The 25,858-nt window shown below is 71.5% G+C and carries 24 protein-coding genes, 1 tRNA gene and 1 pseudogene; 17 read left to right on the forward strand and 9 right to left on the reverse strand.

Features of this window, described 5'->3' with window-relative positions:
* Window positions 1-20: 20 nt before the first annotated feature.
* The 10 genes from ABZS69_RS10475 to ABZS69_RS10520 all read left to right on the forward strand — a co-directional run bounded on the left by ABZS69_RS10475 (window position 21) and on the right by ABZS69_RS10520 (window position 6,911).
* Entirely contained in the window at window positions 21-347 is a 327-nt protein-coding gene (locus ABZS69_RS10475; RefSeq protein ID WP_355197401.1) for a PadR family transcriptional regulator, read from the forward strand.
* Window positions 344-1,213: a hypothetical protein gene (locus ABZS69_RS10480; RefSeq protein ID WP_355369403.1), complete on the forward strand. Its 870-nt coding sequence runs from the start codon at window positions 344-346 to the stop codon at window positions 1,211-1,213. Before ABZS69_RS10475 ends, ABZS69_RS10480 begins: the two co-directional genes overlap by 4 nt.
* An 18-nt stretch (window positions 1,214-1,231) precedes the next feature.
* Window positions 1,232-2,026, forward strand: a complete 795-nt coding sequence (locus ABZS69_RS10485; protein ID WP_355369405.1) for a uracil-DNA glycosylase — start codon at window positions 1,232-1,234, stop codon at window positions 2,024-2,026.
* A 95-nt stretch (window positions 2,027-2,121) separates the two neighbouring features.
* A complete protein-coding gene (locus ABZS69_RS10490) occupies window positions 2,122-3,438 on the forward strand; it encodes an NAD(P)/FAD-dependent oxidoreductase (RefSeq protein ID WP_355369407.1) in 1,317 nt (438 codons plus the stop codon).
* Between the two features lie 80 nt (window positions 3,439-3,518).
* Entirely contained in the window at window positions 3,519-4,031 is a 513-nt protein-coding gene (locus tag ABZS69_RS10495; RefSeq protein WP_355369409.1) for an ACT domain-containing protein, read from the forward strand.
* A complete protein-coding gene (locus ABZS69_RS10500; RefSeq protein WP_355369411.1) occupies window positions 4,028-4,603 on the forward strand; it encodes a peptide deformylase in 576 nt (191 codons plus the stop codon). The genes ABZS69_RS10495 and ABZS69_RS10500 overlap by 4 nt, the downstream gene beginning before the upstream one ends.
* Window positions 4,604-4,652: 49 nt before the next feature.
* Window positions 4,653-4,725 (forward strand) — tRNA-Leu (locus ABZS69_RS10505).
* A 530-nt stretch (window positions 4,726-5,255) separates the two neighbouring features.
* Window positions 5,256-6,047, forward strand: a complete 792-nt coding sequence (locus tag ABZS69_RS10510) for a Bax inhibitor-1/YccA family protein (protein ID WP_355369413.1) — start codon at window positions 5,256-5,258, stop codon at window positions 6,045-6,047.
* A 168-nt stretch (window positions 6,048-6,215) separates the two neighbouring features.
* Complete coding sequence (locus ABZS69_RS10515) at window positions 6,216-6,449, forward strand: DUF4287 domain-containing protein (RefSeq protein ID WP_349448394.1); 234 nt, start codon at window positions 6,216-6,218, stop codon at window positions 6,447-6,449.
* 54 nt (window positions 6,450-6,503) lie between these two features.
* Window positions 6,504-6,911, forward strand: a complete 408-nt coding sequence (locus ABZS69_RS10520) for a PPOX class F420-dependent oxidoreductase (protein WP_355369415.1) — start codon at window positions 6,504-6,506, stop codon at window positions 6,909-6,911.
* A gap of 74 nt (window positions 6,912-6,985) precedes the next feature.
* Here the strand turns inward: ABZS69_RS10520 and ABZS69_RS10525 are convergent, their stop codons facing one another.
* The 3 genes from ABZS69_RS10525 to ABZS69_RS10535 all read right to left on the reverse strand — a co-directional run bounded on the left by ABZS69_RS10525 (window position 6,986) and on the right by ABZS69_RS10535 (window position 10,703).
* Window positions 6,986-8,203 (reverse strand): acetyl-CoA C-acetyltransferase, encoded by a 1,218-nt coding sequence (locus ABZS69_RS10525; protein WP_355369417.1) that lies wholly within the window; start codon window positions 8,201-8,203, stop codon window positions 6,986-6,988.
* A gap of 45 nt (window positions 8,204-8,248) precedes the next feature.
* On the reverse strand, window positions 8,249-9,607 hold the full coding sequence (locus tag ABZS69_RS10530; protein ID WP_355369419.1) for a PQQ-binding-like beta-propeller repeat protein: 1,359 nt from the start codon (window positions 9,605-9,607) through the stop codon (window positions 8,249-8,251).
* Between the two features lie 88 nt (window positions 9,608-9,695).
* A complete protein-coding gene (locus tag ABZS69_RS10535; RefSeq protein ID WP_355369421.1) occupies window positions 9,696-10,703 on the reverse strand; it encodes an SGNH/GDSL hydrolase family protein in 1,008 nt (335 codons plus the stop codon).
* 146 nt (window positions 10,704-10,849) lie between these two features.
* Between ABZS69_RS10535 and ABZS69_RS10540 the strand changes: the two genes are divergently transcribed.
* Window positions 10,850-12,220 carry a cystathionine beta-synthase gene (locus tag ABZS69_RS10540; RefSeq protein ID WP_355369423.1) on the forward strand — a complete coding sequence of 457 codons (1,371 nt, stop codon included), beginning with the start codon at window positions 10,850-10,852 and terminating at the stop codon, window positions 12,218-12,220.
* Here the strand turns inward: ABZS69_RS10540 and ABZS69_RS10545 are convergent.
* A complete protein-coding gene (locus tag ABZS69_RS10545) occupies window positions 12,217-13,074 on the reverse strand; it encodes an NAD(P)-binding domain-containing protein (RefSeq protein WP_355369425.1) in 858 nt (285 codons plus the stop codon). The two genes, ABZS69_RS10540 and ABZS69_RS10545, sit on opposite strands and share 4 nt — an antisense overlap.
* A 64-nt stretch (window positions 13,075-13,138) precedes the next feature.
* Here ABZS69_RS10545 and ABZS69_RS10550 point away from each other — a divergent pair, with 64 nt between their 5' ends.
* A complete protein-coding gene (locus ABZS69_RS10550) occupies window positions 13,139-16,297 on the forward strand; it encodes a BTAD domain-containing putative transcriptional regulator (protein WP_355369427.1) in 3,159 nt (1,052 codons plus the stop codon).
* Here the strand turns inward: ABZS69_RS10550 and ABZS69_RS10555 are convergent.
* Window positions 16,220-17,242, reverse strand: a pseudogene (locus ABZS69_RS10555) (histidine kinase); the annotation flags it as partial. The gene ABZS69_RS10550 and the pseudogene ABZS69_RS10555 sit on opposite strands and share 78 nt — an antisense overlap.
* A 191-nt stretch (window positions 17,243-17,433) precedes the next feature.
* Between ABZS69_RS10555 and ABZS69_RS10560 the strand changes: the two are divergent.
* Together ABZS69_RS10560 and ABZS69_RS10565 are read left to right on the forward strand one after the other, a co-directional pair.
* Window positions 17,434-17,622 carry a hypothetical protein gene (locus tag ABZS69_RS10560; protein ID WP_355369429.1) on the forward strand — a complete coding sequence of 63 codons (189 nt, stop codon included), beginning with the start codon at window positions 17,434-17,436 and terminating at the stop codon, window positions 17,620-17,622.
* Between the two features lie 122 nt (window positions 17,623-17,744).
* Complete coding sequence (locus ABZS69_RS10565) at window positions 17,745-18,884, forward strand: cystathionine gamma-synthase (protein WP_355369431.1); 1,140 nt, start codon at window positions 17,745-17,747, stop codon at window positions 18,882-18,884.
* 18 nt (window positions 18,885-18,902) lie between these two features.
* Here the strand turns inward: ABZS69_RS10565 and ABZS69_RS10570 are convergent, their stop codons facing one another.
* Both ABZS69_RS10570 and ABZS69_RS10575 read right to left on the reverse strand, forming a co-directional pair.
* Window positions 18,903-19,334, reverse strand: coding sequence for a hypothetical protein (locus ABZS69_RS10570; protein ID WP_355369433.1), 432 nt, complete (start codon window positions 19,332-19,334; stop codon window positions 18,903-18,905).
* Window positions 19,335-19,344: 10 nt separating this feature from the next.
* Window positions 19,345-19,470, reverse strand: a complete 126-nt coding sequence (locus tag ABZS69_RS10575) for a hypothetical protein (protein WP_355369435.1) — start codon at window positions 19,468-19,470, stop codon at window positions 19,345-19,347.
* A 139-nt stretch (window positions 19,471-19,609) separates the two neighbouring features.
* Between ABZS69_RS10575 and ABZS69_RS10580 the strand changes: the two genes are divergently transcribed.
* Both ABZS69_RS10580 and ABZS69_RS10585 read left to right on the forward strand, forming a co-directional pair.
* Complete coding sequence (locus tag ABZS69_RS10580; RefSeq protein WP_355369437.1) at window positions 19,610-20,023, forward strand: DUF6292 family protein; 414 nt, start codon at window positions 19,610-19,612, stop codon at window positions 20,021-20,023.
* Between the two features lie 316 nt (window positions 20,024-20,339).
* On the forward strand, window positions 20,340-23,585 hold the full coding sequence (locus ABZS69_RS10585) for a BTAD domain-containing putative transcriptional regulator (protein ID WP_355369439.1): 3,246 nt from the start codon (window positions 20,340-20,342) through the stop codon (window positions 23,583-23,585).
* Here the strand turns inward: ABZS69_RS10585 and ABZS69_RS10590 are convergent.
* The gene (locus tag ABZS69_RS10590; RefSeq protein ID WP_355369441.1) at window positions 23,570-24,271 is read right to left on the reverse strand and encodes a hemerythrin domain-containing protein; all 702 of its coding nucleotides are present in this window, start codon (window positions 24,269-24,271) and stop codon (window positions 23,570-23,572) included. The two genes, ABZS69_RS10585 and ABZS69_RS10590, sit on opposite strands and share 16 nt — an antisense overlap.
* 115 nt (window positions 24,272-24,386) lie before the next feature.
* Between ABZS69_RS10590 and ABZS69_RS10595 the strand changes: the two genes are divergently transcribed.
* The gene (locus ABZS69_RS10595) at window positions 24,387-25,334 is read left to right on the forward strand and encodes a hypothetical protein (protein WP_355369443.1); all 948 of its coding nucleotides are present in this window, start codon (window positions 24,387-24,389) and stop codon (window positions 25,332-25,334) included.
* A 24-nt stretch (window positions 25,335-25,358) separates the two neighbouring features.
* Here ABZS69_RS10595 and ABZS69_RS10600 read toward each other — a convergent pair whose 3' ends face one another.
* Entirely contained in the window at window positions 25,359-25,856 is a 498-nt protein-coding gene (locus ABZS69_RS10600; protein WP_355369445.1) for a GNAT family protein, read from the reverse strand.
* Between the last annotated feature and the right edge of the window lie 2 nt (window positions 25,857-25,858).

Here is a 25,858-nt window from a genome sequence, read left to right on the forward strand (position 1 = left end):
TGCACAGTAGTGTGCATTGCGTGGATAGCAGCCAGCTCCTCAAAGGTGTGCTCGACCTGGCCGTGCTCGCCGTGCTCAACGAGCGCGACGGCTACGGCTACGACGTCGTGCGCCGGCTGCGGGAGGCGGGCCTGGAGGAGGTGGGCGACGCGTCGGTCTACGGCACGCTGCGCCGCCTGTTCAAGGCCGGGGCGCTGACGTCCTACGTGGTGGCCTCGGACGAAGGGCCGCACCGTAAGTACTACGGGCTCAACGAGGTCGGCCGGAGCATGTACGCCACGTCGGCCAAGACCTGGACCTCGTTCTCGGCAACCATGGCATCCCTGCTCAAGGAGGGACAAGCATGACACCCGGAGAGTACGCACGGGCCGTACGGGATGTCCTGGCCGACCATCCCGAGCGGGAGGAGTTACTCGAAGACCTGGACGACCATCTGGCCGAGATCGCGGCGGAGTCGGAGCTGCCGCTGGAGGACCGGCTGGGCCCGCCCGAGGTCTACGCCGAGGAGCTGGCGGCCGCGTACGGAGACCGCCCGCGCGGCCGCGGGAAGCGCCACGCCGACCCGCGGGCGTGGGTGCGGGGCGCGCACACCAGGCTGATGGACCAGGGGCCGTACCGGGGCTTCGTGGGCTTCCTGCCGGAGCTGCGCCCCGGATGGTGGGTGCTGCGCGGCTACCTGCTGGCCATGCTGCTGCTGGCGATGACCGGCGAGGGCGGCCTCGTCCCGCCGAACCCGGCCGCCTGGGCCCTGGTCGCGGCAGGCGTCTGGGTCTCGGTCTGGATCGGCAGGCGGCGCAGCGGACGGCTGGCCGCGGGACTCGTCGGGGCGCTCAACCTGGTCGCGGCGCTGGCGTTGTTCGCCGGGATGGCGGAGGCCGGGTCGCGCGACTCCGATGGGGTGCGCGTCGTCATGGCGAACCCGCAGCCGCGGATGTACGCGGCCGAGGCGTCGTCCAACGACGACGTCTACAACATCAAGCCGTACGCCAAGGACGGCACCCCGCTGACCGACGTCTACCTCTACGACCAGGACGGCAGGCCGCTGACCACCAACCCCGGGAACTTCGGGTACACGGTCGACCGGTCGTGCGGCGAGCCCATACTCAACCGCTACCCGCTGCCGCTGATCGAGGAGAGGGCGGCGGCCGCCGAGCGCGCCGTGAAGCCGTCCGGGTGCCCGACCCCCACGCCCAGTCCGAAGCCCGCCAAATGATCGGGCACCATCGGTGTCATGAGCTTCGTACCTCCTGGCACCGGCTGGCCCGAAGACCCGGCGACCGCTGACACCCCGGTCGCGCTCGACCCCGCGGACGTGCGCCGCCTCGCCGCCACCAGTGACACCCTCGCGGAGCTCACGGCCGGACAGTCCGTCTGCCGTGCCTGTCCCCGCCTGGTGGAGTGGCGTGAGCAGGTCGCCGAGGCGAAGCGGCGCGCGTTCGCGGACCAGACGTACTGGGGCCGTCCGGTCCCCGGCTGGGGCGCCGAGCGCCCGCGGATCCTGCTGGTCGGCCTGGCCCCGGCCGCCCACGGCGGCAACCGCACCGGGCGGATCTTCACCGGCGACCGCAGCGGCGACTGGCTGTTCGCTTCGCTGCACCGCGCCGGCCTGGCCGCGCAGGAGACCAGCACGCACGCGGGGGACGGCCAGAAGCTCATCGACACGCGGGTGGTGGCCTCGGTGCGCTGCGCGCCGCCCGCGAACAAGCCGCTGCCCTCGGAGAAGGCCGCCTGCTTCCCGTGGATGGCCAGGGAGGTGGCGCTGGTCGCCCCGTACGTGCGGGTGGTCGTGGCGCTCGGCGGCTACGCCTGGCAGGCCGTGTGGCCCGCGCTCAAGGACGCCGGATACGAGCTGCCGCGCGCCAGGCCGGCGTTCGGGCACGGGGCCGAGGTGGAGGTGCGGCACGAGGGCGTCCCCGTCACGCTGATCGGCTGCTACCACCCCAGCCAGCAGAACACGTTCACCGGCCGCGTGACCGCCCAGATGCTGGACGACGTCTTCACCAGGGCCAGGTCACTGGCTGTGTGACGCGTTGCACCACCCCCGGGTTGGATTCGTCGAACGGGCTTGACGTAAGCTTGTGAATGCTTTCACAAGCACTCCACGAGGGATGGGGCCTCAGGATGAACAAGCACATCTTGATCGTCGGCGGTGGATACGTCGGCCTGTACACAGCGCTCCGGCTGCAGCGCACGCTCCAGCGTGAGCTGCGCGGCGGCGAGGTGCGCATCACGATCATCGACCCCCAGTCCTACATGACCTACCAGCCCTTCTTGCCTGAGGCGGCGGCGGGTAACCTCTCGCCCCGGCACGTGGTGGCGCCGCTCCGGCGGATCCTGCCCAAGGTGCGCATCCTGAACGGCAGGGTCACCAAGGTCGACCACTCCGAGCGCACCGTCACGTTCCAGCCGCCCGAGGGCGCGCCGCGCCAGGTGGCCTACGACGTGATCGTCATGGCCGCCGGATCGATCTCGCGTACGTTGCCGATCCCCGGCCTCACCGACATCGGCATCGGCTTCAAGGCGGTGGGCGAGGCCATCGCCCTGCGCAACCGCGTGCTGCACCTGCTCGACGTGGCCGAGTCGACCGACGACCCGGAGGTGCGGCGCAAGGCGCTCACGTTCGTCGTGGTCGGCGCCGGGTTCGCGGGCGTCGAGGCGCTCGCCGAGCTGGAGGACATGGCCAAGGACTCGACGCGCTACTACCGCAACATCCAGCCGTCGGACATCCGCTGGGTGCTCGTGGAGGCCTCGAACCGGGTGCTGCCCGAGGTCGGCCCCGAGATGGGCAAGTGGACCCTGGAGCAGCTGCGCGAGCGGGGCATCGACGTCAAGCTGGAGACCCGGCTGGAGTCCTGCACCGGCGGGCACGTGATCCTCTCGGACGGCTCGGAGTTCGACGCGGAGACCCTCGTGTGGACGGCGGGCGTCAAGCCCAGCCCCGTCGTCAAGGACAGCGAGCTGCCGCTCGACGAGCGCGGCCGGATCAAGTGCACCGCCATGCTCACCGTCGCCGGCACGGCCGACGCCTTCGCGGCGGGCGACGCCGCGGGGGTGCCCGACGTCACGAACCCCGGCCAGTACTGCGCCCCGAACGCCCAGCACGCCGTCCGCCAGGCCAAGGTGCTGGCCGACAACATCGTCCGTCACCTGCGTGGTCAGCAACTGGTCGAATACCGGCACAAGTATGTCGGATCGGTTGCCGGTTTGGGCCTTCACCAGGGTGTCGCCAATGTCTATGGCGTCAAGCTTCGCGGATTCCCTGCGTGGTTCATGCACCGGACCTACCATCTGTCGCGGGTGCCGACGCTGAACCGCAAGGTCCGTGTCGTCGTCGATTGGACCCTGGCCCTGTTCTTCAAGCGCGAGACGATCTCGCTGGGTGAGATGGAGCACCCGCGTGAGGACTTCAGGGCCGCGGTCGCGACGACCCGTCGCTAGCCCAGGAACGGCAGGCGCCCCGGCGAAGCTCGCCGGGGCGTTTTCGGCACCCCTGGTCGCAAGCGGAAGGGGTACCACGGGTGGGGCTCTCAGCGGTGACCGTGCTCGGCGTCGACCGGCCCGGCGTGATCGCCGCGGTCACCGGTTCGCTCGCCGACTGCGGAGCGAACATCCAGGACTCGACGATGACGTTGCTCGGCGGCCACGTGGCGATGATGCTGCTGGTGTCGGGCGATCTGGACTCCGTCGAGCTGCTGAAGCGCCTGTGCGCGTCCGATCTCGTGGTGACCGCCTCCGCGATCGAGGCCCGGCGGCACTTCTGCGAGGAAGGGGACGGCCTCGGCTACGTGCTGACCGTGCACGGGCCCGACCGGCCCGGGATCGTCTCGGCCATCAGCGCCGTGCTCGCCGCCGACAAGGGCAACATCACCGGGATGAGCACCAGGCTCAGCGGCCGTCTCTACGTGCTGATCGCGGACGTCGAGCTGCCGAAGGAGGTGGACGTGGCGGCGCTCATGCGCAGGCTGGCGGCCGTCGGCGCCAGTCTCGACTCGGAGATCACCTTCCGCCCCGTCGAACCGGACCTGTTGTGAACGGGTGGGGCGACGTTCCTCCCGGGGCGCCCGGCGGCCGCGACGTGCTCGCCGGCCGGCCGGGGACCCCGCGCGAGGTCCTCGGCGCCCCGCACCCGCTCCTGTCCCTCGCCGCCGAGGCGGTGGACCCCACCGCTCCCGAGATCGTGGCCGCCGCCGCCGACCTCCTGGCCACCCTCCGCCGCGAGCCCGCCACGACCGGGCTGGCCGCCCCTCAGATCGGCCTGAGTTGGCGCCTGATCGCCTTTGACGCCGGACTCCATCCTCGGAGTCGTTCGTGGGCCGGAGAGCTCGTCCTGGCCAATCCACGCCTCGCCAGGGCCTCCCACTGGGACCCCTGGCGCGAGGGCTGCACGTCCATCACGGGACTCACGGCAGATGTCCTCCGCGCCACCCGTATCACCGTACGTGGGCATTTGCCAGGTACGGGGGAGCCGGTCACCATCGAGGCGGACGCCTTCGAAGCCCGCTGCATTCAGCACCAACTCGACCATCTGGACGGTCTACTCTTCTTGGACAGAGTGCCTGGAGCCCTCTCACTTCACCGCAGACTTCACAGTTGTGACGCCTGATGCGAAGTTGTGCTCCTCGGAACCATGGTCTGTTTCGTATGATTGCGGCGCCCCCGTAGCCCAATGGCAGAGGCAAACCCCTTAAAAGGGTTGACGTGCGGGTTCGAATCCCGCCGGGGGCACTTGCCGTCTTCATCGCCTTTAGGTCTCTGACCTGGAGGTTTACCGCGATCGTCGGACGGGCCGACTGCGGCCGATATCGAGCCGTTACGGAGTTGCCGTGTCCGTAGGCGCTCCGCCCCTGGTCGCAGGGGCCTGGGGGCGTTGACACCGGACCGGTTGAGCCCGGCCGGGAGCGTCCGAGTAAGCTCAGGTGGGCGTCGTTTACTTTTCCCCTTCGCCATATTGACAACGCGCTGTCTTTCTGCCCTTCGGGCTTCTCACGAACGTTTCTTTCTGTGAATGCCCGACTACGCAATTACTGCCGGTCTTTTCTTGTGGACGCACAGTAAATGGCGCTTGCGGAGTCGTGGCCGCGAGGGTCCCGGCGGGGCCCTGGATGATCTTGAAGAGCCGGCCTGATGACCTTGGGAACTCTCGGCCGGTCACGTTCGTTGGGAAGCTGCCGAAGTCCCGAATGAACATCGATCTAACACGTCAGTTGACCAAGGTGTCGCCGCGCCCCGTAGGCTCGGCGTCACAGGAGGCAGCGATGGAGAGCAAGAACCCCGTTTTCAGCAGGTCGCGGCAGCAGTCCGCGGGCTGGGCCGGGCCGACCCCGTCCCCCGGCCAGCTGCAGAACATGTACGACGCGCCGTCGTACGCGCAACCCACTCGGCCCGCGTACCGCACCATGACGCTCGACGACGTCGTCGTGCGCGGGTTTCTCACCCTCGGGGCTCTTGTCGCGGCCGCCGCCGCGGCCTGGGTCCTCAACGTCCCGCCCATGGTCGCCATCGGCGCCGCCGTCGTCGCCCTGATCCTCGGGCTGATCGCCTCGTTCACGCAGAGCACCAACCCGGCGCTCATCCTGGGGTACGCCATCTTCGAGGGCGTCTTCCTCGGCAAGATCAGCTCCGTTTTCGAGGGCATGATCAGCGGCATCGTGCTGCAGGCGGTGCTCGGCACGGCCTTCGCGTTCGGAGCGGTGCTGACGGTCTACTCGTTGCGGATCATCCGGGTCACACCCAAGCTCGTGAAGTTCGGCCTCGCGGCCGGCATTGCGGCGCTCGGGCTGCTGCTCGTCAACATGATCCTCGGCATCTTCGTCGACGGCGGCCTCGGTCTGCGCACCGACAGCCCGATCGGCTGGGTGTTCAGCATCGTCATGATCCTGATCGGCTGCTTCTTCCTGCTGCTCGACTTCGACTCGATCGAGCAGGGCGTGCGGGAGGGGGCGCCGGAGAAGTTCGCCTGGCAGTGCGCGTTCGGTCTGACGCTGAGCCTGGTCTGGATCTACCTCGAGGTGCTCCGGTTCGTCAGCTATTTCACCAGTAGCGACTGATCGTTAACGTCTGAGTAACCACCGGGGGCCTCGCCGTTCAGGCGGGGCCCTCTCTGTGTGCGACCGAAAATCTACGTGCCGTCACGGAATGATGCCTGGCTAGGGGCTTGCCATTCGGACGCAGGTGTTGCAGTGTCGAGCAAAGGACCGTTATCCGCGGAGGTGCCCATGTCCTTGAACCACTCACCGGAGACGCAGACCAAGCTCATCGCCAGAGTCCCGACCATAACGGGACGCGAACTCCCCGAGTGGTTCCAAGCCATCGACAACGGCCCGGCTTTCCTGAGGTGCGACGAGCGGGCCAACTGGCTTGCCGACGAGCACGGGCTATCCCACGGCTACGCCGCCGCGATCGTGCACGAACACGAGCGGCACCGCCGTAACCGCATGGGCTTCATCTAAGCCCATACCGTCCCCGCGCCCGTGCTCCAAGCGCGGGCGCGGCATCATGAAGGCATGGATCTCGACAAGGCACTCGACTTTCTCCGCACCAACCACCAGGCCGTCCTGCTCACCAGGCATCGCGACGGGCGCCCGCAGATGTCTCCGGTGACCGTGGGGGTGGCGGGCGGCCAGATCGTCATCAGCACCCGTGAAACGGCCGTCAAGCTCCGCAACATCCGCCGTGACCCGCACGTCTCGGTGTGCGCCTTCACGAACGCCTTCTACGGCCCCTGGATCCAGGTGGACGGCACGGCCGACATCCAGCCGCTCCCGGAGGCCATGGACGGGCTGATCTCGTACTATCGCGACATTTCCGGCGAGCACCCGGACTGGGACGACTACCGCGCCGCCATGATCCGCGAGCACCGCGTCCTCCTCCACATCACGCCCCACCGCGCCGGCCCCGACATCCACGGCTGATCTGCCGCCGCCGCGCCCGTCTGCCCTGGTCGGTTTGGAGCGCGGCGGCTCGGCGGGGTGTGGTGGGGTGCGGCTCAGCCGAGGCGTTCGAGGATCATGGCCATGCCCTGGCCGCCGCCCACGCACATGGTTTCGAGCCCGATGCTCTTGTCGTGGTGCTGCAGGCTGTTGATCAGCGTCGACGTGATGCGCGCCCCCGTCATCCCGAACGGGTGCCCCACCGCGATCGCCCCGCCGTTGACGTTGAGCCGGTCCAGCGGGATCCCCAGGTCCCGGTAGGAGGGGATCACCTGCGCGGCGAACGCCTCGTTGATCTCCACGAGGTCGATGTCCTCGATCGCCATCCCCGCCCGCGCGAGCGCCTGCTTCGAGGCCTCCACCGGCCCCAGCCCCATGATCTCCGGGGACAGCCCGGTGACCCCGGTCGAGACGATGCGGGCCAGCGGCGTGATCCCCAGCTCGGCGGCCTTCACGTCGCTCATCACGACGACGGCCGCCGCCCCGTCGTTCAGCGGGCAGCAGTTGCCGGCGGTGACCGTCCCGTCGGGCCGGAAGACCGGCTTGAGGGTGGCGACCTTCTCGTACGTCGTCCCCGCCCGCGGCCCGTCGTCCTTCTCCACCACCGTCCCGTCCGGCAGCGTCACCGGCGTGATGTCCTTCGCCCAGAACCCGTCGGCCAGCGCCTTCTCCGCCAGGTTCTGCGAGCGCACCCCGAACTCGTCCTGCTCCTGGCGGGTGACCCCCTTGAGCTGGGCGAGGTTCTCGGCGGTCTGCCCCATCGCGAGGTAGATGTCGGGCACATCGCCGTCCTCGCGCGGGTCGTGCCACACCTTCCCGCCCTCGGTGAAGGACTGGGTACGCGCCAGGGCCTCCAGGAAGACGGGGTTGTGCGTGTCGGGCAGCGAGTCCGAGTTCCCCTTCGTGAACCGGGACACGGTCTCCACCCCGGCCGACACGAACACGTCCCCCTCGCCCGCCTTGATCGCGTGGAAGGCCATCCGCGTGGTCTGCAGCGACGAGGAGCAGTAGCGCGTCACGGTCGTGCCGGGCACGTTGTCCAGCCCGAGCATCACCGACACCACCCGGGCCATGTTGAAGCCCTGCTCGCCCCCGGGCAGCCCGCACCCCAGCATGAGGTCGTCGATGGACGAGGGATCGAGCTGGGGCACCTTGGCCAGCGCCGCCTTGATCATCTGCACGGTCAGGTCGTCGGGGCGGATCTCCTGGAGCGAGCCCTTGAAGGCCCGGCCGATCGGGGAACGCGCGGTCGCGACGATGACTGCCTCGGGCATGGCCCCTCCTTTGTCGGGTGCTTCCGATAGAACTATATTCCGGTCCTATCCATACATACCCGGCGCGGTGGAGGTTTGGTCGTTGATGGCGTGGATGGCGCCCTTCTCGTCGCGCCACAGCCGCCATCCGTCCTGGCTGCCCGTGAACCAGGCGGGCGGCACGACGGCGCCCTTGACCCGCTTGCCGGTGGCCAGGTCGTACTCGCAGACCGAGGCCGTCGAGTAGAAGCCCGGCGCCTGCCCGCGCAGCGCCAGCGGCTTGGGGTCGGTGACGCAGAAGGACCAGCCGTGCTGCTCCTCCACCGGCATCGGCTTGCCCGAGACCAGGTCGAACGCCGTGCCCTTGGCGTCGTGCTTGAGGAAGCCCAGCTTGTCCATCCGGTCGGGGAAGGCCAGCCACCAGCCGGACCCGGGCACGTCGGCCGCGGGGATCTGCCCGACCACCCGGCCGCTCTCCGAGTCCAGCCGGGCGAAGCCGCCGTAGGCCCCCTGGCGGTCGACGGGGCGCACGACGGGGGCGTAGCCGGGGCTGCCGCTCGGATAGACGCGTACGACCGAGGGTCGCATCCAGTTGATCGTCCCGTTGCCGATCTTGACGGAGAAGAGGCCGAAGGTGGAGACCTTCTTCGTCTGGGGGTTCGTGTAGGGGGCGACGTAGCCGACCAGATTGTCACCGGTCGCGCCGAACGCCCACCCGCCCGACATGTCGATCCCGGGCCCGAGCGCCTGCTCGATCGGCTGCTGCCACTGGAGCTTGCCGCTCTTGAGCTCGTACGACTCGATCATGGGGTTGGCGGCCAGCCTGAGCAGCAGCACCCGGCTCGGGTCCGACCACTCCACCTCGGAGATCCCCGGCAGCTTCCACAGGGACTTCCCGCTGGACGGGTCGAGCACCACCATGCGGGCCGTGGTCAGGGCGGTGTGCTCCGACACGCAGACGTACGGCCCGCAGCGCTGCGGGCCGAACGTCGAGTGCACCGGCCTGCTCCACTTCTGCGCCCCCGAGCGCGCGTCGCGGGCGATGAGCGTGGCGTTCCAGCGGCCGCTCTTGGCCGGGTCGAGCGCGACGACCACGCCCTGGCCCGGCGACGTCTCGACGACCGCCGGGGTCGAGACGCCCATGCCGGGCAGGCGGCCGGCCATCGTGGCCGGGTAGGCCCACAGCCGCTTGCCGTCCCGCAGGCCGACGGCGACGGTCTCCAGCGTGCCGTCGGGCTTCATGGCGGTGGTGGCGACGACCCCGGCCCCCACCGCCATCCGGCTGACGGCGTTGACCTGGGTGTTCTGCCAGGTCGGGAAGCTCGGGGCGGTGGCCGCGTCGCTGCCGGAGCAGGCGGTCGCGGTGAGGACTCCGGCGAGGGTTCCGGCCAGCGCGACGGACGGTTTCCAGAGGGGTCGCTGCACGGGCAATCCACTCCAAAGGGGACGAGGAGTGGCGACGCGGGCGCGCAGAGTAACCGACAGTCGGCCCGACGGGCCTAGACGGGGGACGTCAGGCGTCGTCGAGCGTCTCGCCGAGCCGGGACGTCAGACGGCGGGCGTCGTTGAACGTCTCGCCGAGCCGCCGGCGGAACAACGTCGCCCACTTTCCGTGCAGGCCCGTCGCCCGTCCGTCGACCCGGGTCGCGGTGACCTCGGTGCCGGGCTCCTCCGCGGCCGTAGCCGCCGCAAGGTAGATCGGTTGCAGTGCTTCGCCGCGTGCGGGACGCGGCTCAGGCCCCAGCCCCAACGCAGCGCACACTGACGGTAGCACCGTGTAAGCGGCCTGCGCGTAACCTCGGGCAGATGGATGGAAACGATCCGGTCCGAACATTTCTGTCGGATTTGTAGCGAATTCGGGGCCCAGGAGGTCGGCGAACGCCACCGTACGGCCGCCCGCGTCCACCACCGCCACCGTCTGCGCCGCCGCGAGCTGGCGGCTCCACCGCCGCGCCACCCAGCGCAGCGGCTGCCCGATCGGGCGCACCGTGCCGAGGTCGGGGCAGGTGCCCACGACCACCTCCACGCCCGCGTCCCGCAACCGCCGCACGGCCTTGGCCAGATGGCGTACGGCGGTCGCGGGCGCCGTCTGCGTGATGATGTCGTTGGCCCCCACGAAGATCACCGCGATGTCGGGCTCCATGGTCAGGGCCTTGTCGACCTGGTCGCCCAGCTCGACCGAGGGCGCGCCCGACTTGCCGGCGACGAGCAGCCGCACCGGCCGTTCGGCGACCGCGGCCAGACCGTACGCGAGCAGCACGCCGGGGGTCTGGTCGGGGTCGGTCAGGCCGAGCCCGACCGACGTGGAGTCGCCGAGCATGGCGATCTTGAGCGGCTCGCCGCGAAAATCGCCGTACGTGCCGTCGGAAGGAGGCCCGTCCAGGCCGTGCGGCTGCCCGATGGCCCTGCGCGCGAGCAGCCCTTCGGCGATCAGCAGTCCGTACGCCGTCGCGCCGAGGGCCGTCAGCCCACCGCCTCCGAGCGCCGCGGCCGTGGCGATCTTGCGTGCCGCGCGCGCCATACCAGCTGGCCAGACCACCGTACGTCCCCTCCTAGTCGAACTCAGCGGTAGCGTTTGCTTGAAAACTAGCCGAGTGCCGGCCACCCCCACTGGATCTCGGCCACAGGCAAGCTGACCAAGCTTCTGTAAAGAAGGTGAACACCTCGGTGCGCGTTTACGATTCCCTGGTTGATCTCATGGGGAACACTCCGCTCGTCCGGCTGCACAAAGTCAACGCGGGGTTGTCCGCACAGGTGCTGGCCAAGGTCGAGTACTTCAACCCGGGCGGCTCGGTCAAGGACCGCATCGCCGTCCGCATGATCGAGGCCGCGGAGGCGTCCGGCGAGCTGCGTCCGGGAGGCGTGATCGTCGAGCCGACCTCCGGCAACACGGGGGTGGGCCTGGCGATCGTGGCCCAGCAGAAGGGATACCGGTGCCTGTTCGTGGTGCCGGACAAGGTGGCCCAGGACAAGATCGCGGTTCTACGGGCGTACGGGGCCGAGGTCGTGGTCTGCCCGACCGCCGTCTCGCCCGACCACCCCGACTCCTACTACTCGGTCTCCGACCGGCTGGCCCGCGAGGTGCCGAACGCCTGGAAGCCCGACCAGTACTCCAACGTCAACAATCCCGACTCCCACTACCACTCGACGGGTCCGGAGATCTGGGAGCAGACCGAGGGCCGGATCACCCACTTCGTCGCGGGCATCGGCACCGGCGGCACGATCAGCGGCACCGGCCGCTATCTCAAGGAGGTCTCCGGCGGCCGCGTGAAGATCATCGGGGCCGACCCCGAGGGCTCGGTCTACTCCGGCGGCACCGGACGGCCGTACCTGGTGGAGGGGGTGGGCGAGGACATCTGGCCCGCCACGTACGACACCAAGATCTGCGACGAGATCATCGCGGTGTCCGACAAGGACTCGTTCAACATGACCCGCAGGCTGGCCCGCGAGGAGGGGCTGCTGGTCGGCGGCTCGTGCGGGATGGCGGTCGTGGCGGCGCTGCGGGTGGCGGCCACGGCCGCGCCCGACGACGTGATCGTCGTGCTGCTGCCCGACGGCGGGCGCGGCTACCTGTCCAAGATCTTCAACGACGACTGGATGGCCGACTACGGCTTCCTGACCACGGCCTCCGAGGAGGGGCTGGTCTCCGACGTGCTGGCGCGGAAGGGGGCGGGGCTGCCGGAGTTCGTGCACGCGCATCCGCACGAGTCGGTGGGCACGGCCATCTCGATCATGCGGGAATACTCGGTGTCCCAGCTCCCGGTGATGAAGGAGGAGCCGCCGGTCATGGCGGCCGAGGTGGTCGGTTCCATCGTCGAACGCGACCTCCTCGAAGCGCTCTATCACGGCAGGCTCTCCTCCGACGACCCGATCAGCGATCACATGTCCGCGCCGCTACCCATGATCGGCAGTGGTGAACCTGTGGCTCGTGCGGTCGAAGCGCTGGAGAAGGCTGATGCGGCCGTTGTGCTGGAGGACGGCAAGCCCTCGGGCATGATCACCCGCCAGGACCTGCTCGCCTTCCTGGCCAACCACTAGGGCTTTCTGATCGACTCGATCACGGTGCCGAGCCCTTCGTGGCCCCGGCCCTCGGCGTCGGCGCGCTCGAACAGCGCCTTGAGCGCGCCCGGCACCGTGGTCTCCAGCCCGGCGTCGGCCAGCGCCTCCACGGCGTGGCCGATGCCGACGGCCTGCATGTGCAGGGAGTTCAGCTCGCCCGGATACTTCCCGGCCGCGAACTCCTCGGCCAGGATCTTGGCGTACCCCATGGGGCCCTCGCCGCCGAGCTGCGTGAACAGGTCCCGGGCGAACGGCAGGAACTCCGCGGGCGCGGTCCCCGCCGTGTTCAGCAGCGCCATCGCGTGCATGAAGCTGGTCAGGCTCGACCAGAAGATCAGGAGCTGGGCCTGGTAGTACATCATCGCCAGCGCCTGGTCCGGCCCGACGTACGTGATCTCGCTCAGCGCCGCCAGCGTCCCGGCGTGCCGGTCCAGGGCCTCCTTGGGGCCGCTGTAGAAGGTGTAGGCGCCCGGCATCCCGATCCCCGGCGGCGGCACCATGATGCCCGCCGTGACGAGCGTGCCGCCGCGCCCCTCGACCCAGCGGGCCGCCGCGCGCAGCGCCTCCGGGGTGTCGGAGCTGAGGTTGACCACCACCTTGCCGTCCAGCTTGGCGTCGCCGAGGCTGTCGTACATCGCCTGGTAGCTGATCTGGCTGACCACCAGCAGGTCGCCGTCCGCCGCGCTCGCCGCCTGCCTGGCGCCCTTGGCGACCAGCGGCGCGGTCCTGCTCGCCGTACGGTTCCACACGGCCACCTCGTGCCCGGCGGCAAGGAACGTCTCGGCCATCTTCAAGCCCATCGGGCCCAGTCCCACAACTGTCACTCGACTCATGCCCGACACCCTCGGGCACGCCGCTACGGAAATCCTTCGGCCCCGCCACGGGTTGGGTAATGACGTGGTGCGATTCGGGGTGCTGGGGGCGCTGGAGGTCTGGGCCGAGGACGGCTCGCCCGTCGTGGTGGGCGAGCCCAAGGTACGCGCGCTCCTGGCCGACCTGCTGGCGCACGGGGGCGGGCCGGTCTCGGCGGACCGGCTGATCGACGACCTCTGGGGCGCCGCGGCCGGCCGCAACCCGGTCGGCACCCTCCAGGCCCGCGTCTCCCAGCTGCGCCGCTCCCTCGGCGAGCCCGGCCTGGTCGTGCACGGGCCCGCCGGGTACCGGCTGGCCTCCCACGACTGCGACGCCCGGCGCTTCCGCTCCCTCGTGGAGCGCCGATCCCCTGATCCCCGCCTGCGCGCGGCCGAGCTGGAGCAGGCGCTGGCGCTGTGGCGCGGGCCCGCGTACGCCGAGTTCGCCGACGCCGAGTTCGCGATCCCGGAGGCGGCGCGCCTGGAGGAGACGCGCCTGGCGGCGCTGGAGGAGCAGGCGGAGGTACGCCTCGACCTGGGCGAACCCGTCGACCTGGGCGACCTGGTGGCCCGCCACCCGCTGCGCGAGCGGCTGGTCGCCGCCCACATGAAGGCGCTCTACCGGGGCGGGCGGCAGAGCGAGGCCCTGGCCGCCTACGGGGAGCTGCGCGGGCGGCTGGGGGAGGAGCTGGGGCTCGACCCGTCACCCGCGCTGGCGGACCTCCACCAGGCGATCCTCCGCCAGGACCCCGGCCTGACGCCCGGCTCCGCGCTCGCGCCCGCCACCAACCTGCCCGCGCCCCTCACCGACCTGATCGGCAGGGAGGGGGAGCTGGCCGAGGTCCGTGCGCTGCTGGCCGCCTCGCGCCTGGTGACGCTCACCGGGCCGGGCGGCGTCGGCAAGACCCGGCTCGCCCTGGCCGCCGCGGGCGGGGTGCCGGACTTCCCCGACGGGGTGTGGCTGGCCGAGCTCGCGGGGGCGGCCGAGGTCGCCGAGGCGGTCGCCGCCGTGCTCGGCGTGCGGGACGACGACGCCGCCCCGCTCGCGTCCAGGCTGGCCGGGGCGCTGGCGGGCAAGCGCGTGCTGCTCGTCCTCGACAACTGCGAGCACCTGGTGGAGCAGGCGGCCGAGCTGGTCTCCGCCCTTCTGCGCGCAGTCCCGGGCCTCCGCGTGCTCGCCACGAGCCAGGAGCCGCTGGGCGTGACGGGCGAGCGCGTACGCGTGGTGCCGCCCCTGCCCGAACCCGAGGCCGTACGGCTCTTCACGGCCCGCGCGAACGTCCGCCCGAGCGAGACCGTGGCCACCATCTGCCGGCGGCTCGACGGCATCCCGCTGGCGCTCGAACTGGCCGCCACCCGCGTGCGCGCCCTCGGGGTGCGGGAGCTGGCGGACCGGCTGGACGACCGGTTCAGGCTGCTCAGCGCGGGCATGCGGGACGCGCCGGCGCGGCAGCGCACGCTCCGGGCGATGATCGACTGGAGCTGGGAGCTGCTGCCCGAACCCGAGCGCGTCGTGCTGCGCCGGCTGGCCGTGCACGCCGACGGGTGCACGCTGGAGGCGGCCGAGGAGGTCTGCGCCGAGCCCGGGGTGGACGTGCTCGACGCCGTGGCCAGGCTGGTGGACCGGTCGCTGGTGGTGCGGGTGGCGGGGCCGCGTTACCGGCTGCTGGAGTCCGTGACGGCGTACTGCGTGGAGCGGCTGCGGGAGGCGGGCGAGTACGACGCGATCAGGGAGCGCCACGCCCGCCACTACACCGCCCTGGCGGAACGGGCCGACCTCAAGGGCCCCGGCCAGCGGGAATGGCTCGCCCGGCTCGACGCCGAGAGCGCCAACCTCCGCCTCGCCCTCGCGGGGCCGGAGCCGCTGCGCCTGGTCAACGCCCTGGCCTGGTACTGGTTCCTGCGCGGCCGCCTGCGCGAGGCCCGCCGCTCCCTGTCAGCGGCCCTGTCAGCGGTCCTGTCGGCGGGACCGTCCGCGGCCCTGTCATCGGCTCTGGGGACGCCCGGTGCCTCCGGAGCGGAGGAGGCGCGGGCGTCGGTCTGGCTGGCCGGGATCGAGTCGCTGATCGGCGAGCCCGGCACGCCGATCCGGCGGGCCGAGCTCGACCCGGCGGGCGCGGCGCTGGCCGACTGGTTCCCGAGCCACGCCGGGTGGGCCTACGGGGACCGGCGGGCGCACGAGGTGGCGGCGGAGCGAGCGCTGGCCGCGTACCGGGAGCTGGGCGATCGGTGGGGTGAAGCGGCGGCGCTCTGCCTGAGGGGGAAGCTCGCCGTCGGCCGGGGCGACCTGGCGGCCATGGAACGCGACGGCGAGCGGGGCCTGGCGGTCTTCAGGGAGCTCGGGGACGGGTGGGGGCAGATCGAGGCCATGGACGTGCTCGACCGGGCGGCGGAGATCCGCGGCGACTACGCCAGGGCGGCCCGGCTGCGGGAGGAAGGGCTGCGGCTGGCGGAGGAGCTGGGGTTCGAGGTGTCGTTCAAGGTGGCTTCTCTGGGCCGGATCGCGATGTTGTCCGGCGACTACGAGCGGGCCGACGATTTCCACGAACGCGCCAGGCGGCTGGCGGTCGAGCAGTCGCACAAGTCCGCGGAGGAGCACGCCGTGCTCGGCCTGGCCCTGAGCGCCCGGCGGCAGGGCAGGTACGAGGAGGCGGAGTCGTACCTGCTGCCCGTGCTCGACTGGCTGCGGCGGGTGCGGGGGACGCCCGGGATCGCGTTCATCATGGCGGAGCTGGGCTTCGCGGCCGAGCAGCGCGGAGCCGCGGCGCTCGCGCTGGCCAGGCATCGCGAGGGGTACGAGGCCGCACGGGCGACCGGCGACCCCCGGGCGATCGCGCTGGCGCTGGAGGGCCTGGCCGGAGCCCTGTCGATCGACCACGATCGCGGCTCGGCGTCGATCGACCAGGGTCGCGGGGCGGTGGAGGCGGCCAGGCTGCTCGGGGCGGCCACGGCCATGCGGCGGGCGGTGGGGGCGCCCCTGCCGGCGGGCGAGCGGCCGGACGTGGAGCGGATCAGCGACAGGTTGCGTGCCGTGCTGGGCGGAGAGGCGTTCGAGCGGGCCCTAGGCGAGGGGGAACTCGGCGACCACCTCCCAGCCGCCCTCGCGGGACGGGCCCGCGTAGAGCCTGCCGCCCAGAGCCTCCACCCGCTCGGCCATCCCGACCAGCCCGAACCCGCCGCCGAGGCGCGACACCTTCGGATCTGACCCCGACCCGTAGTTTCGCACCCGCAGCACCACCGCCCTCTCGAAGCGCCGCAGACCGGCCTCGACCCAGGCGGTGCGCGAGGCGTGCTTGCGGATGTTGGTCAGCGCCTCCTGGAGCACCCGGTGCAGGGTGGTCATGACCTCGGGCGGCAGGGTGCGATCGTCCAGCCCCTGCCCGATCTCGAAGGCCACCTTCGGCCCGTCGGCGGAGAACCGCTCGGTCAGCAGCCGCAGGTCGGCCAGCGTGACGCCGGGTTTGCGGCTCCCGTCCTCCTCGGCGCGCAGCACCGTGACCATGCGCCGCATCGAGGTCAGCGCCTCCGACCCGGCCGAGGCGATCGCGTCGAGCGCGGGCGCCACCGCCTCCGGCTTGGTCTCGGCGACCGTACGCGCGGCCTGGGCCTGGACCACGATGCCCGTGATGTAGTGGGCGACCAGGTCGTGCAGTTCCCTGGCCAGTTCGAGGCGTTCCGCCCGCCGTACCGAATGGACGGCCTCGGTGCGGCGCTCCTGCTGGAAGCGGAGGTAGCCGCCGACCCCGGCCGCCGTCGACCACCCCGCGAACAGCAGGAACGAGAACGCCAGCCCCGAGTTGTTGTACTCGCGCCCGATGGCCTCGGCCAGCAGCACGATCAGGCCCACGCACGCGAGCACCGCCGCCCGCCGCACCGGCTCCACGTGCCGCAGCACGCCGATGATCAGGATGAGCAGCGACCCCGTCTCCGCCATGCCGGGCGCGCCCACCATCTCGGTGCCGCCGATGACGATCGACGTGCTGAACGACAGGGCCAGCATGATGCTGAACCCCTCGATCCGGTAGCGGCGCCGCAGCATCACGGCCGCGATGCCGGCCGCGCCGCAGAAGGGCACGATCCACTGCACGCCTCCGGTGACGCCGGCCAGCACGAGGTCGAGCAGCAGCATCATGCCCAGCCAGCCGATCATCGCGATCTCGCTCAGCCGGCGGATCCAGTACACGATGCGCTTGCTCTCCACCACGGCCTTGAGCCTAGGCCGGAAGTCGGACAACTCGTATCAACCGTTCGGCCGAGACGGGTCGCCGGAGACCAGTCCTTCAGCGGAGGCGGAGGCCATGGGGGGTCGCCGATGCTGGATATGTCGGAAGGGGACAGGAAATGGTGGTCATCGGGTTCGTGCTACTGGGTGTCGGGCTGCTGGTGGGAGTGCTGCTCGCGCTGGCCGACCCAGTGCTGCTCTCCCGTATCAACGGGGAGCCCGCGCAGGGCGGCAGCGGTCGGTTCATCGAGGCGGACGTCGTACGGCTCCGGCCGCACGCGGAGGACCGCGAGCCCAAGGCGGCCTGAGGACCTGGCTCGCGCGGGCATGGAGCGCGAGCCATAGCGGGGGTCGTTGGGGGACGGCGCCCGCGGTCGGCCCGTGATCCGGAGGGGACGGATCGCGGGCCGACTTCCATTAACGTGGCTATATGAGCAACGGTTTTGAGACGCTGGCCATCCACGCAGGTCAGGAGCCCGACCCTACGACGGGCGCGGTGGTGCCGCCGATTTACGCGACCTCCACCTACAAGCAGGACGGCGTGGGCGGTCTGCGTTCCGGATATGAGTACAGCCGATCGGCCAACCCCACCAGGACCGCGCTCGAAGAGGCGATGGCGGCGGTGGAGGGCGGCACGCGCGGGCTGGCGTTCGCGTCGGGGCTGGCCGCCGAGGACACCCTGCTGCGCACGGTGTGCAAGCCGCAGGATCACGTCATCATCCCGAACGACGCGTACGGCGGGACGTACCGGCTGTTCGCCAAGGTCCAGCAGCGCTGGGACCTGCACTACGACCCGGTCCCGCTGCACGACCTCGACGCCGTCGCCGCGGCGATGACGCAGAAGACCAAGATCGTCTGGGTCGAGACGCCCACCAACCCGCTGCTCGGCATCGCCGACATCGCCGGGCTGGCGCAGCTGGCCCACGACAACGGCGCGCTGCTGGTGGTGGACAACACGTTCGCGTCACCGTACCTGCAGCAGCCGCTCCTGCTGGGGGCGGACGTCGTCGTGCACTCGACCACCAAGTACGTGGGCGGGCACTCCGACGTCGTCGGCGGGGCGCTGGTGACGGTCGACCGCGGGCTCGGGGAGGAGCTGACCTACCACCAGAACGCCATGGGCGCGGTGGCCGGGCCGTTCGACGCGTGGCTGACGCTGCGCGGGCTCAAGACCCTGGGCGTACGCATGGACCGCCACTGCGACAACGCCGAACGCGTCGTCGACCTGCTGCTCGCGCACCCGAAGGTGACCCAGGTCCTCTACCCGGGGCTGCCCGATCACACGGGGCACGAGGTGGCGGCCAAGCAGATGCGGCGGTTCGGGGGCATGGTGTCGTTCCGCGTCGCCGGGGGCGAGGCGGAGGCCGTCGAGGTGTGCAACCGGGCGAAGCTCTTCACGCTGGGGGAGTCCCTGGGCGGGGTGGAGTCCCTGATCGAGCACCCGGGCAGGATGACGCACGCCTCGGTGGCCGGGTCGCCGCTGGAGGTGCCCGGCGACCTGGTGCGGCTGTCGGTCGGCATCGAGACCGTCGACGACCTGCTCGCGGACCTCACGCAGGCGCTCGCGTAGGCGGGACCCTGGCTGTTCTCAGCCAGGGACCACCATCAGGAAGAGGATCACCAGCCAGATCACGGACACGAGCCCGCTGATCGCGGCGATCCTCCCGATCTGCGCCTTCGCGTCGTCCTCGGCGCTCTCGCTGGAGAGCACCTTGAGGGCGGTGCGCAGGTCGCGGTCGATGATGACGAGCAGCACGGCGGCCACGATGAACAGCGTCATCGAGGCCGTCATGTACCACTTGCCGAGCAGCCCGCCGCCGATCACCGCGCCGAGCGCCAGCCCGAACACGAACACGCCCAAGGTGGCGAGGCTGTAGATCCTCGTCATGCGCTGGATGATCTGCAGCGCGGGCACGTTCTTGTTGCGGATGACGCGCGGCGCGGCCATCGTTGCGGCGGTGACCGGGCCGATGGTGAAGATCGCGAAGGCGATGTGCAGCCAGAGAAGCAGGGACGACATGCCGGAGAGACTAGTCCCCGGTGATCTCGCTGGGGGACTCGACACTCTCTTTGCTCTTCGCGGAGCACCGCATGATCATTTCCGTGGTCGCGATGGCGACGACCATCAGAACGATGAGCAGGACCGTGGCTATCATGGGGCACCCCTCCTTCCCCGTGCCGGACTCCAATATCGTCCGTAATGACTAGACGGCTGCGCAACGGAATAAGTTCGCCCCGGGTATGGTTGGTCACTGTCATTTTTTCTAACTGTTAGGGCACAAGGGGGTGCCGTCCGTGGCCATCAGGCACGTCAAGCCGTACTCCGACGAGTGGCTGCAGCAGCCGGCCAGCTATCTGCGGCAGGTCATCGGCGTACTCGGACCTGAGGTGGCTGACTGGTGGGAAGGCCCCTGCGATCCGCGTGACGCGACGCTGAAGCTCGCGGACGGGGCGGCCCTGGTCTGGGACGAGGAGAGCGGCTGGCGGCTGGGCACGTTCGTCTCAGGCGCGCGCGGGGCCCATACCGAGCTGACCGGCGTCCGCTACCTGGGCCACGGCCTCCTCCCCAAGCCGGAACGCGTCCCTTCGGCCCTCAACGACGCGAGGGCGGGAGTCGGCGCCAGCTCGGCCTGGCGGCCCTGCTACCGCTCCCACCGCAACTGCCACGACGGCTTCGACGTGGCACTCAACTTCTACGTCAACGCCTGACCCAACCGCATGGCCCTCCGCGCCGCACGTGGATCGGGCGCGGACTGGTGGTCTCCCGACCCCGGGCTCCCGGTGGTCGGCCGGCGAATCGCCGCTGAAACCTCAGCCTTGGACTGCCGCCGACGCGAAACTCCTGGAGGACATCCAGCGACTGCTCGACCGATGACAGCGAGCCGTGGCCCACGTCATCTCCGCCGCTGCGATCGCGGTCACGGCGGAGATCGACTTCGGGCAAGGCTGAGCTCATCCCCGTGCCATGGGGACCCACACCCTTGTCTGTCGTAGGATCAGGCGACTTCGTGAGAGTGGTAGGGCTGTGGACATCCGGGTGCTGGGCCCGCTGGAGGTCGTCGGTGACGACGGGCGGCCGTGTCAGATCGGCTCGCTGAAGCAGCGGGCGCTGGTGAGCGCGCTGGTGCTGGCGGAGGGCCGGCCGGTGGCCCCGGCCGCGTTGATCGACCGGTTGTGGGGCGAGGAGCCGCCGGCCGAGGCGATGGCGTCGCTGCACTCGTACGTGTCCAACCTGCGCCGCCTGCTGGAGCCCGGACGCCGGGCCAGGGCGCAGAGCAGGTTGCTGACGTTCGGGCCGGTGGGCTACACGCTGGCGATCGATCCGGAGCTGGTGGACTCGACGCGGTTTCTGCGCCTGGTCGGGCAGGCCGAGCAGGCGGCCGAGCCCGCCGAGGCTGAGCGGCTGGCGGGCGAGGCGCTGGCGCTGTGGCGCGGCGAGCCGTACCAGGAGCTGGACGATCAGGCGTATGTGACCGCCGTCAGGGTGCGGCTCACCGAGGCCAGGGAACGGGCCCGCGAGCTGCGGGTGGGCGCGGTCATCCAACAGGACCGCCACGGCGAGTTGCTGGGCGAGCTGGAGGCCCTGACCTACGAGCACCCGCTGCGCGAACGGCTGTGGGCGCTGCGGGCGCTGGCGCTCTACCGGAGCGGCCGCCAGGGCGAGGCCCTGGAGACGCTGCGCACGGCCCGCCGGATCCTGGCCGAGGAGCTCGGCATCGACCCGGGCGAGGAGTTGCGCGCGCTGGAACGCGACATTCTCCAGCAATCCCCCGCGCTGTTCCCCCAACGGCCGCCGCAGCCGCCCGAGCCGCAGGTGGCCGAGCGGGGGATCACGGGCCGGCAGGAGGAGTTGGCCGCGCTGGACGGGCTGCTGGACGCGGCGGAGGCGGGCCGGACGGGGTTCTCGCTGATCACCGGGGAGCCGGGGATCGGCAAGACGCGGCTGGCCGAGGAGCTGGTGAGCCGGGCCCGGGCCAGGGGTTTCACGGTCGCGGTGGGGCGGTGCGCGGCCACGGAGGGCGCGCCGGCGTTCTGGCCGTGGGTCACGGTGCTGGAGCGGCTGGCCGACACGCTGCCGCGACTGCCCGCCGACGTGCGCGCGAACCTGCCCGGAGTCGGCTCCGCGACCGGCGCCGACCCCGAGGGCGCGAGGTTCCGCACCTACGAGGCGGCGGCACGGGCGCTGACCGCGGGCCGGCTGCCGGTGCTGGTGGTGCTGGACGACCTGCACTGGGCCGACCGGTCCTCGCTGCGGCTGCTGAACTACCTGGCCGACTATGTGCTGGACGGCAGGCTGGCCGTGGTGGGCACGGCACGCGACTGGCCGCCGCGGGAGGACGCGCTGGCCGAGGCGTTCGAGGCGCTGTCGCGACGGCAGGCGGTGCGGCTGCCGCTGTCCGGCCTTTCGGCATCCGACCTGGCCGAGCTGACCCCGGCGGGCACGGACGTGCGGGCGCTCAGGGACCGCACCGACGGCAATCCGTTCTTCGTCACGGAGCTGATGCGTTACCCGGAAGCCGGATCGCCGGGCGGTGGCACGCTGCCGCTGGGCGTGCGGGACGTCGTGCTCGGCCGGGTGAACCGGCTGCCGGAGCCCTCCGCCGAGCTGTTGCGGGTGGCGGCGGTGGCCGGGCGGGAGTTCGACCTGACGATCGTGGCCGAGGCCGCCGGGCTCGACCTCGACGCGGCGCTGGACCGGCTGGAGCCGGCCATGGCCGGTGCCCTGGTCGCGGAGGGGCGGCCCGGCCGGTTCCGGTTCGTGCACGCGCTGGTGCAGGAGGCGCTCACCGAGGTGGTGCCGGTGCTGCGGCGGGCCCGGTTGCACGCCGCCGTGGCCGCCGCGATCGAGTCACGGACCGGCGGCTCGGCCTCCGACCGGCTGGCCGCCGCCGCCCACCACTGGTTCCAGGCGATTCCCGCGGGCCACACCGCGCGTGCCTGGCGGGCGGCGTGGCGGGCGGCCGAGGAGGCCAAGCGGCTGCGCGCGTACGACGTGGCCGTCGAGCTGCTGGAACGGGCCGGCCGGGTGGCCGAGGACGACCTTGAGCTTGGCCCGGCCGAGCGGATGGACCTGCTGTTCGCGCTGGCCGAGGCCAGGTTCGGGGCGGGGGACTCGGTGGGGCAGGAGGCCGAGCTGACGCGGATCCGCCGGCTGGCCAAGCAGGAGGGCGACCGGCGGCGCTGGATCGAGGCCGCGACCGGGTACGGCGGCCGCATCCTGCAACCCTGGAAGGTCTACGGCGACTACGACGCCGATCTGCTGGCGGACCTGATGGAGCTGGCGGCCGACGAAGGGCTGGAGCCGTCGGCCAGGGCCCGGGTGCTGGCCTGCCTGGCGCTCCAGGCGTATTACCAGCCGGGGTGCGGCCCCGAGCGGCGGGACCGGTGGAGCGCCGAGGCGGCGCGGCTGGCCCGCCAGGAGAACGACGCGACGCTGCTCGGCCGGGTGCTGTTCGCCCGCTACTACGCGCTGCTCGACCCGGACTCGGTGCGCGGGCGGCTGGAGGCGGGGGAGGAGATGGCCAGCGCCGGGCTGGAGGCGGGCGACGACGAGCTGCGCACGATCGGGCTCACCTGCCAGGGCGGCACGCTGCTGGAGCTGTGCCGGGTGCGGGAGGCCCTGGACGTGCTGGCCGAGGCGGAGCGGCTGATCGGCCGTACGCACATGCCGTACCTGCGCATCATCCTGGCCTGGCTGCGGCTCGGCGTCCTCGTCCACCGCGGCGACCTGGAGGCGGCCGAGTCGCTGCTCGCGGCCACCGCCGCCGAGCAGCGCGCCACCTCGATGTGGGGTGAGGAGACCACCACGGCCGGCGCCACGTACCAGGTGGCGCTCATGCGCCTGCGCCGCGGGGCGGCGGATGCGGCGCAGCCGCCGCAGAACGTCTCACACGACCAGCTCGACCAGTTCAACCTGGACGGGTACGCCCACTACCTGATGGTCAGCGGCCGCCTGGAGGAGGCGCGGCAGGTGCTCGGGCCGTGGGAGCGGCAACCGCCGATCCCGCGCACGTTCGTCTACCTGTTCTGGCTGGTCGTCCGCTGCGAGATCTGGGCGGGGCTGGGCGACCGGCAGGCCTGTGCCGACCTGTACGAGGAGGCGTCCCCGTACGCGGACCGCATGGGGATCGCCGGACTGAGCATGCTGATGTGGCCGGTCAGCCGGTCGCTGGCGCAGCTGGCCGAGGCCCTGGGGGACGCCGGGGCGGCGCGGCGGCACGCCGAGCACGCCGAGGGCGTGGAGCGGGAGCTGGCTCACCCCCACAGGTAGGCCATGCGCCGCCGGTAGCGACCGCCGGCCAGGGTGCTGAGCAGCAGCAGCGGCCTGGGCGAGGTCCTGCGCAGGTGGGCCTCGACGTCGGGCGGCAGCTCGGAGGTGATCCAGCCGAGCAGCGTGATCAGCTCGCGGAGAGCGTACTGCTTCATGATCGCCTTGTGCCCCTCCGCGTCCTCCTCCGGCGTGATGTGGGCCATCATCAGCGGGATCCCGTCGGTCTCCTCGTGCGCCAGGTGCGCGCCGAGGGTGTCGGCCAGCGCGCGCAGGGCGGCCATGAGCCGCTCGCGCCGCTGCTCGGACGGGCCGGCGTCGAACGCCCGGAAGGCGTCGGTGCTCTCGCGGATCCAGTGGTCGCAGCCCTCGTGCTCGGCCTCCAGCGCGTCGATGGTGCCGATCGCCTGCGGCGCCCGCTCCCGCAGCCGCGGCCAGACCGTCTCGTCCTCGGCGGTGTGGTGGTGGTGCAGCACGAACAGCACCCACGCGTGGTGCTCGCGCAGGGCGGTGATGCGCCGGCGGTCGCCGAGGCGGACCCGGCCGATCGCGGTGAGCAGGTGGCCGAGGTCGCGGCGGAAGCCGTAGTGCGCCAGGTACATGTTGGTCATGTCGAGCGGCCCCGGCGCGGCGGCGGCCTGGCCGGGCAGCGTGATCTGCGGGACGTTCGGGTGGGCGGCGGTGCGCATGGTGGTACTCCTTCTGGTTTGTCAGGGTGCGGCCATCGTGGCCTCCGGGTCTTGGAGGGTTCTGGAAGATCGGCTCCAAGTACGGCCCAAGACACCGTCATTAGCGTGCGCGGTCATGACACTCACGCTCCCCACCACGACGTTCCGGAGCTCCGTGGTGTGCGCCTACACCTCGCTCACCCGCGACGAGCGGCCCATCACCTGGCCCGTCACCCCGTACACCGGGCTCGGCGGCACCATCGACGTCAGCACCGGCCTGACCTATCCCGGCAAGGCCGAGCGGGCGCGCCGCGATCCGCGCGTCGCCCTGCTGTTCGACGGCGATCCGGTGGTGCTGGTGCAGGGCCGCGCCACCGTCCGCGACGCCGACCTGCAGGCCAACACGGACCGGTACGTCCGCGACTCCCAGGCCAAGATCCCGGACGCCTTCGCGGGGCTGCCGTGGTTCCTGGTCAAGCGCTTGACCTGGTACTTCGCGCGGATCTACATCGAGGTGACCCCCGAGCGGATCACCTGGTGGCCCGGCGGCGACCTGACCCGCGACGCGCTGACCTGGACCTGCCCGCCCGGCACCACGGCCCCCGCCTCCGACCCGGCCCCGTCGGGTCCCCGCCTGCCCGATCGCTCCGCGCCGCCCGCCGACTGGCGCCCGTACGCCCTCAGGGCCCGCGACCTGGGCCGGCCGATCGTGTCGACGGTGGTGGACGGCCGGCCCGTGACCGTGCCCACGCGTGCCTTCTCCTCCACCACGACCGGGTACGAGCTGGACCTGCCCGCCGGTGTGGCCGCCGGGCCCGGGCCGGTCTGCCTGACCTTCCACCGGCACGATCCCGGCATGCGGTGGCAGGAGAACGTCGTGCTGCTCGGCACCGCCACCGCCCACGGCGACGACCGGCTCACCGTCGTGATCGACCGCGCGCTGCCCGACTGGAGCCTGCCCGAGGACCGCCGCCTGCGGACCCGTTCCTTTCTCGGCCACGGCAGGCAGCTGAGGCGCCGGCTTCAGGCCGAGGCGGCCCGCCGCGCTCAGCCGGTGCCGAAGGTCCGCCTCGCGGCTCGCTGACGCGGGAGCGTCATCCGGGCGAGCTCAAGCCGGGTGCTCCGACGGCGGCTGAGTGAGGATCAGCATGATGTGCTGGTCCTCGCCGTGCCGGACCGTGCCGGAGCGCTGGAATCCGACCTTCTCCAGGAGCCGGACCGAGCCGGTGTTGCCTTCGTACGGGTCGGCGTGGAGGGGGCGGGCCTTCTCCTGCTGGAGGAAGAGCGTCAGGGCCCGGGTGCCGATGCCGCGACCCCAGAACTCGCGGCCGAACCAGTAGCCGATGAAGCGCCGCTCCTCCTCCCACCAGGCCACGATGTTCCCGGCCAGCTCATCGTTGACGATGACCGCCTGCACGAAGACGGTGGGGTCGGCCAGGATCCGGGTGGTCCAGTGGTGGAGGAAGCGCTCCCGGGGCCGAGGGGGGAACCTGGACCGCCGGGACGCCTCCGGGTCGTGCTCCTGCGCCAGGAAGACCTCCAGATCGGCCTCCACGACGTCTCGCAACCGCACCTCATCGCTGTGTTCGAGTGGTCGCTCGCTCATGC

It is taken from the genome of Nonomuraea sp. NPDC005650, from assembly GCF_040605375.1.
GTDB lineage: Bacteria > Actinomycetota > Actinomycetes > Streptosporangiales > Streptosporangiaceae > Nonomuraea.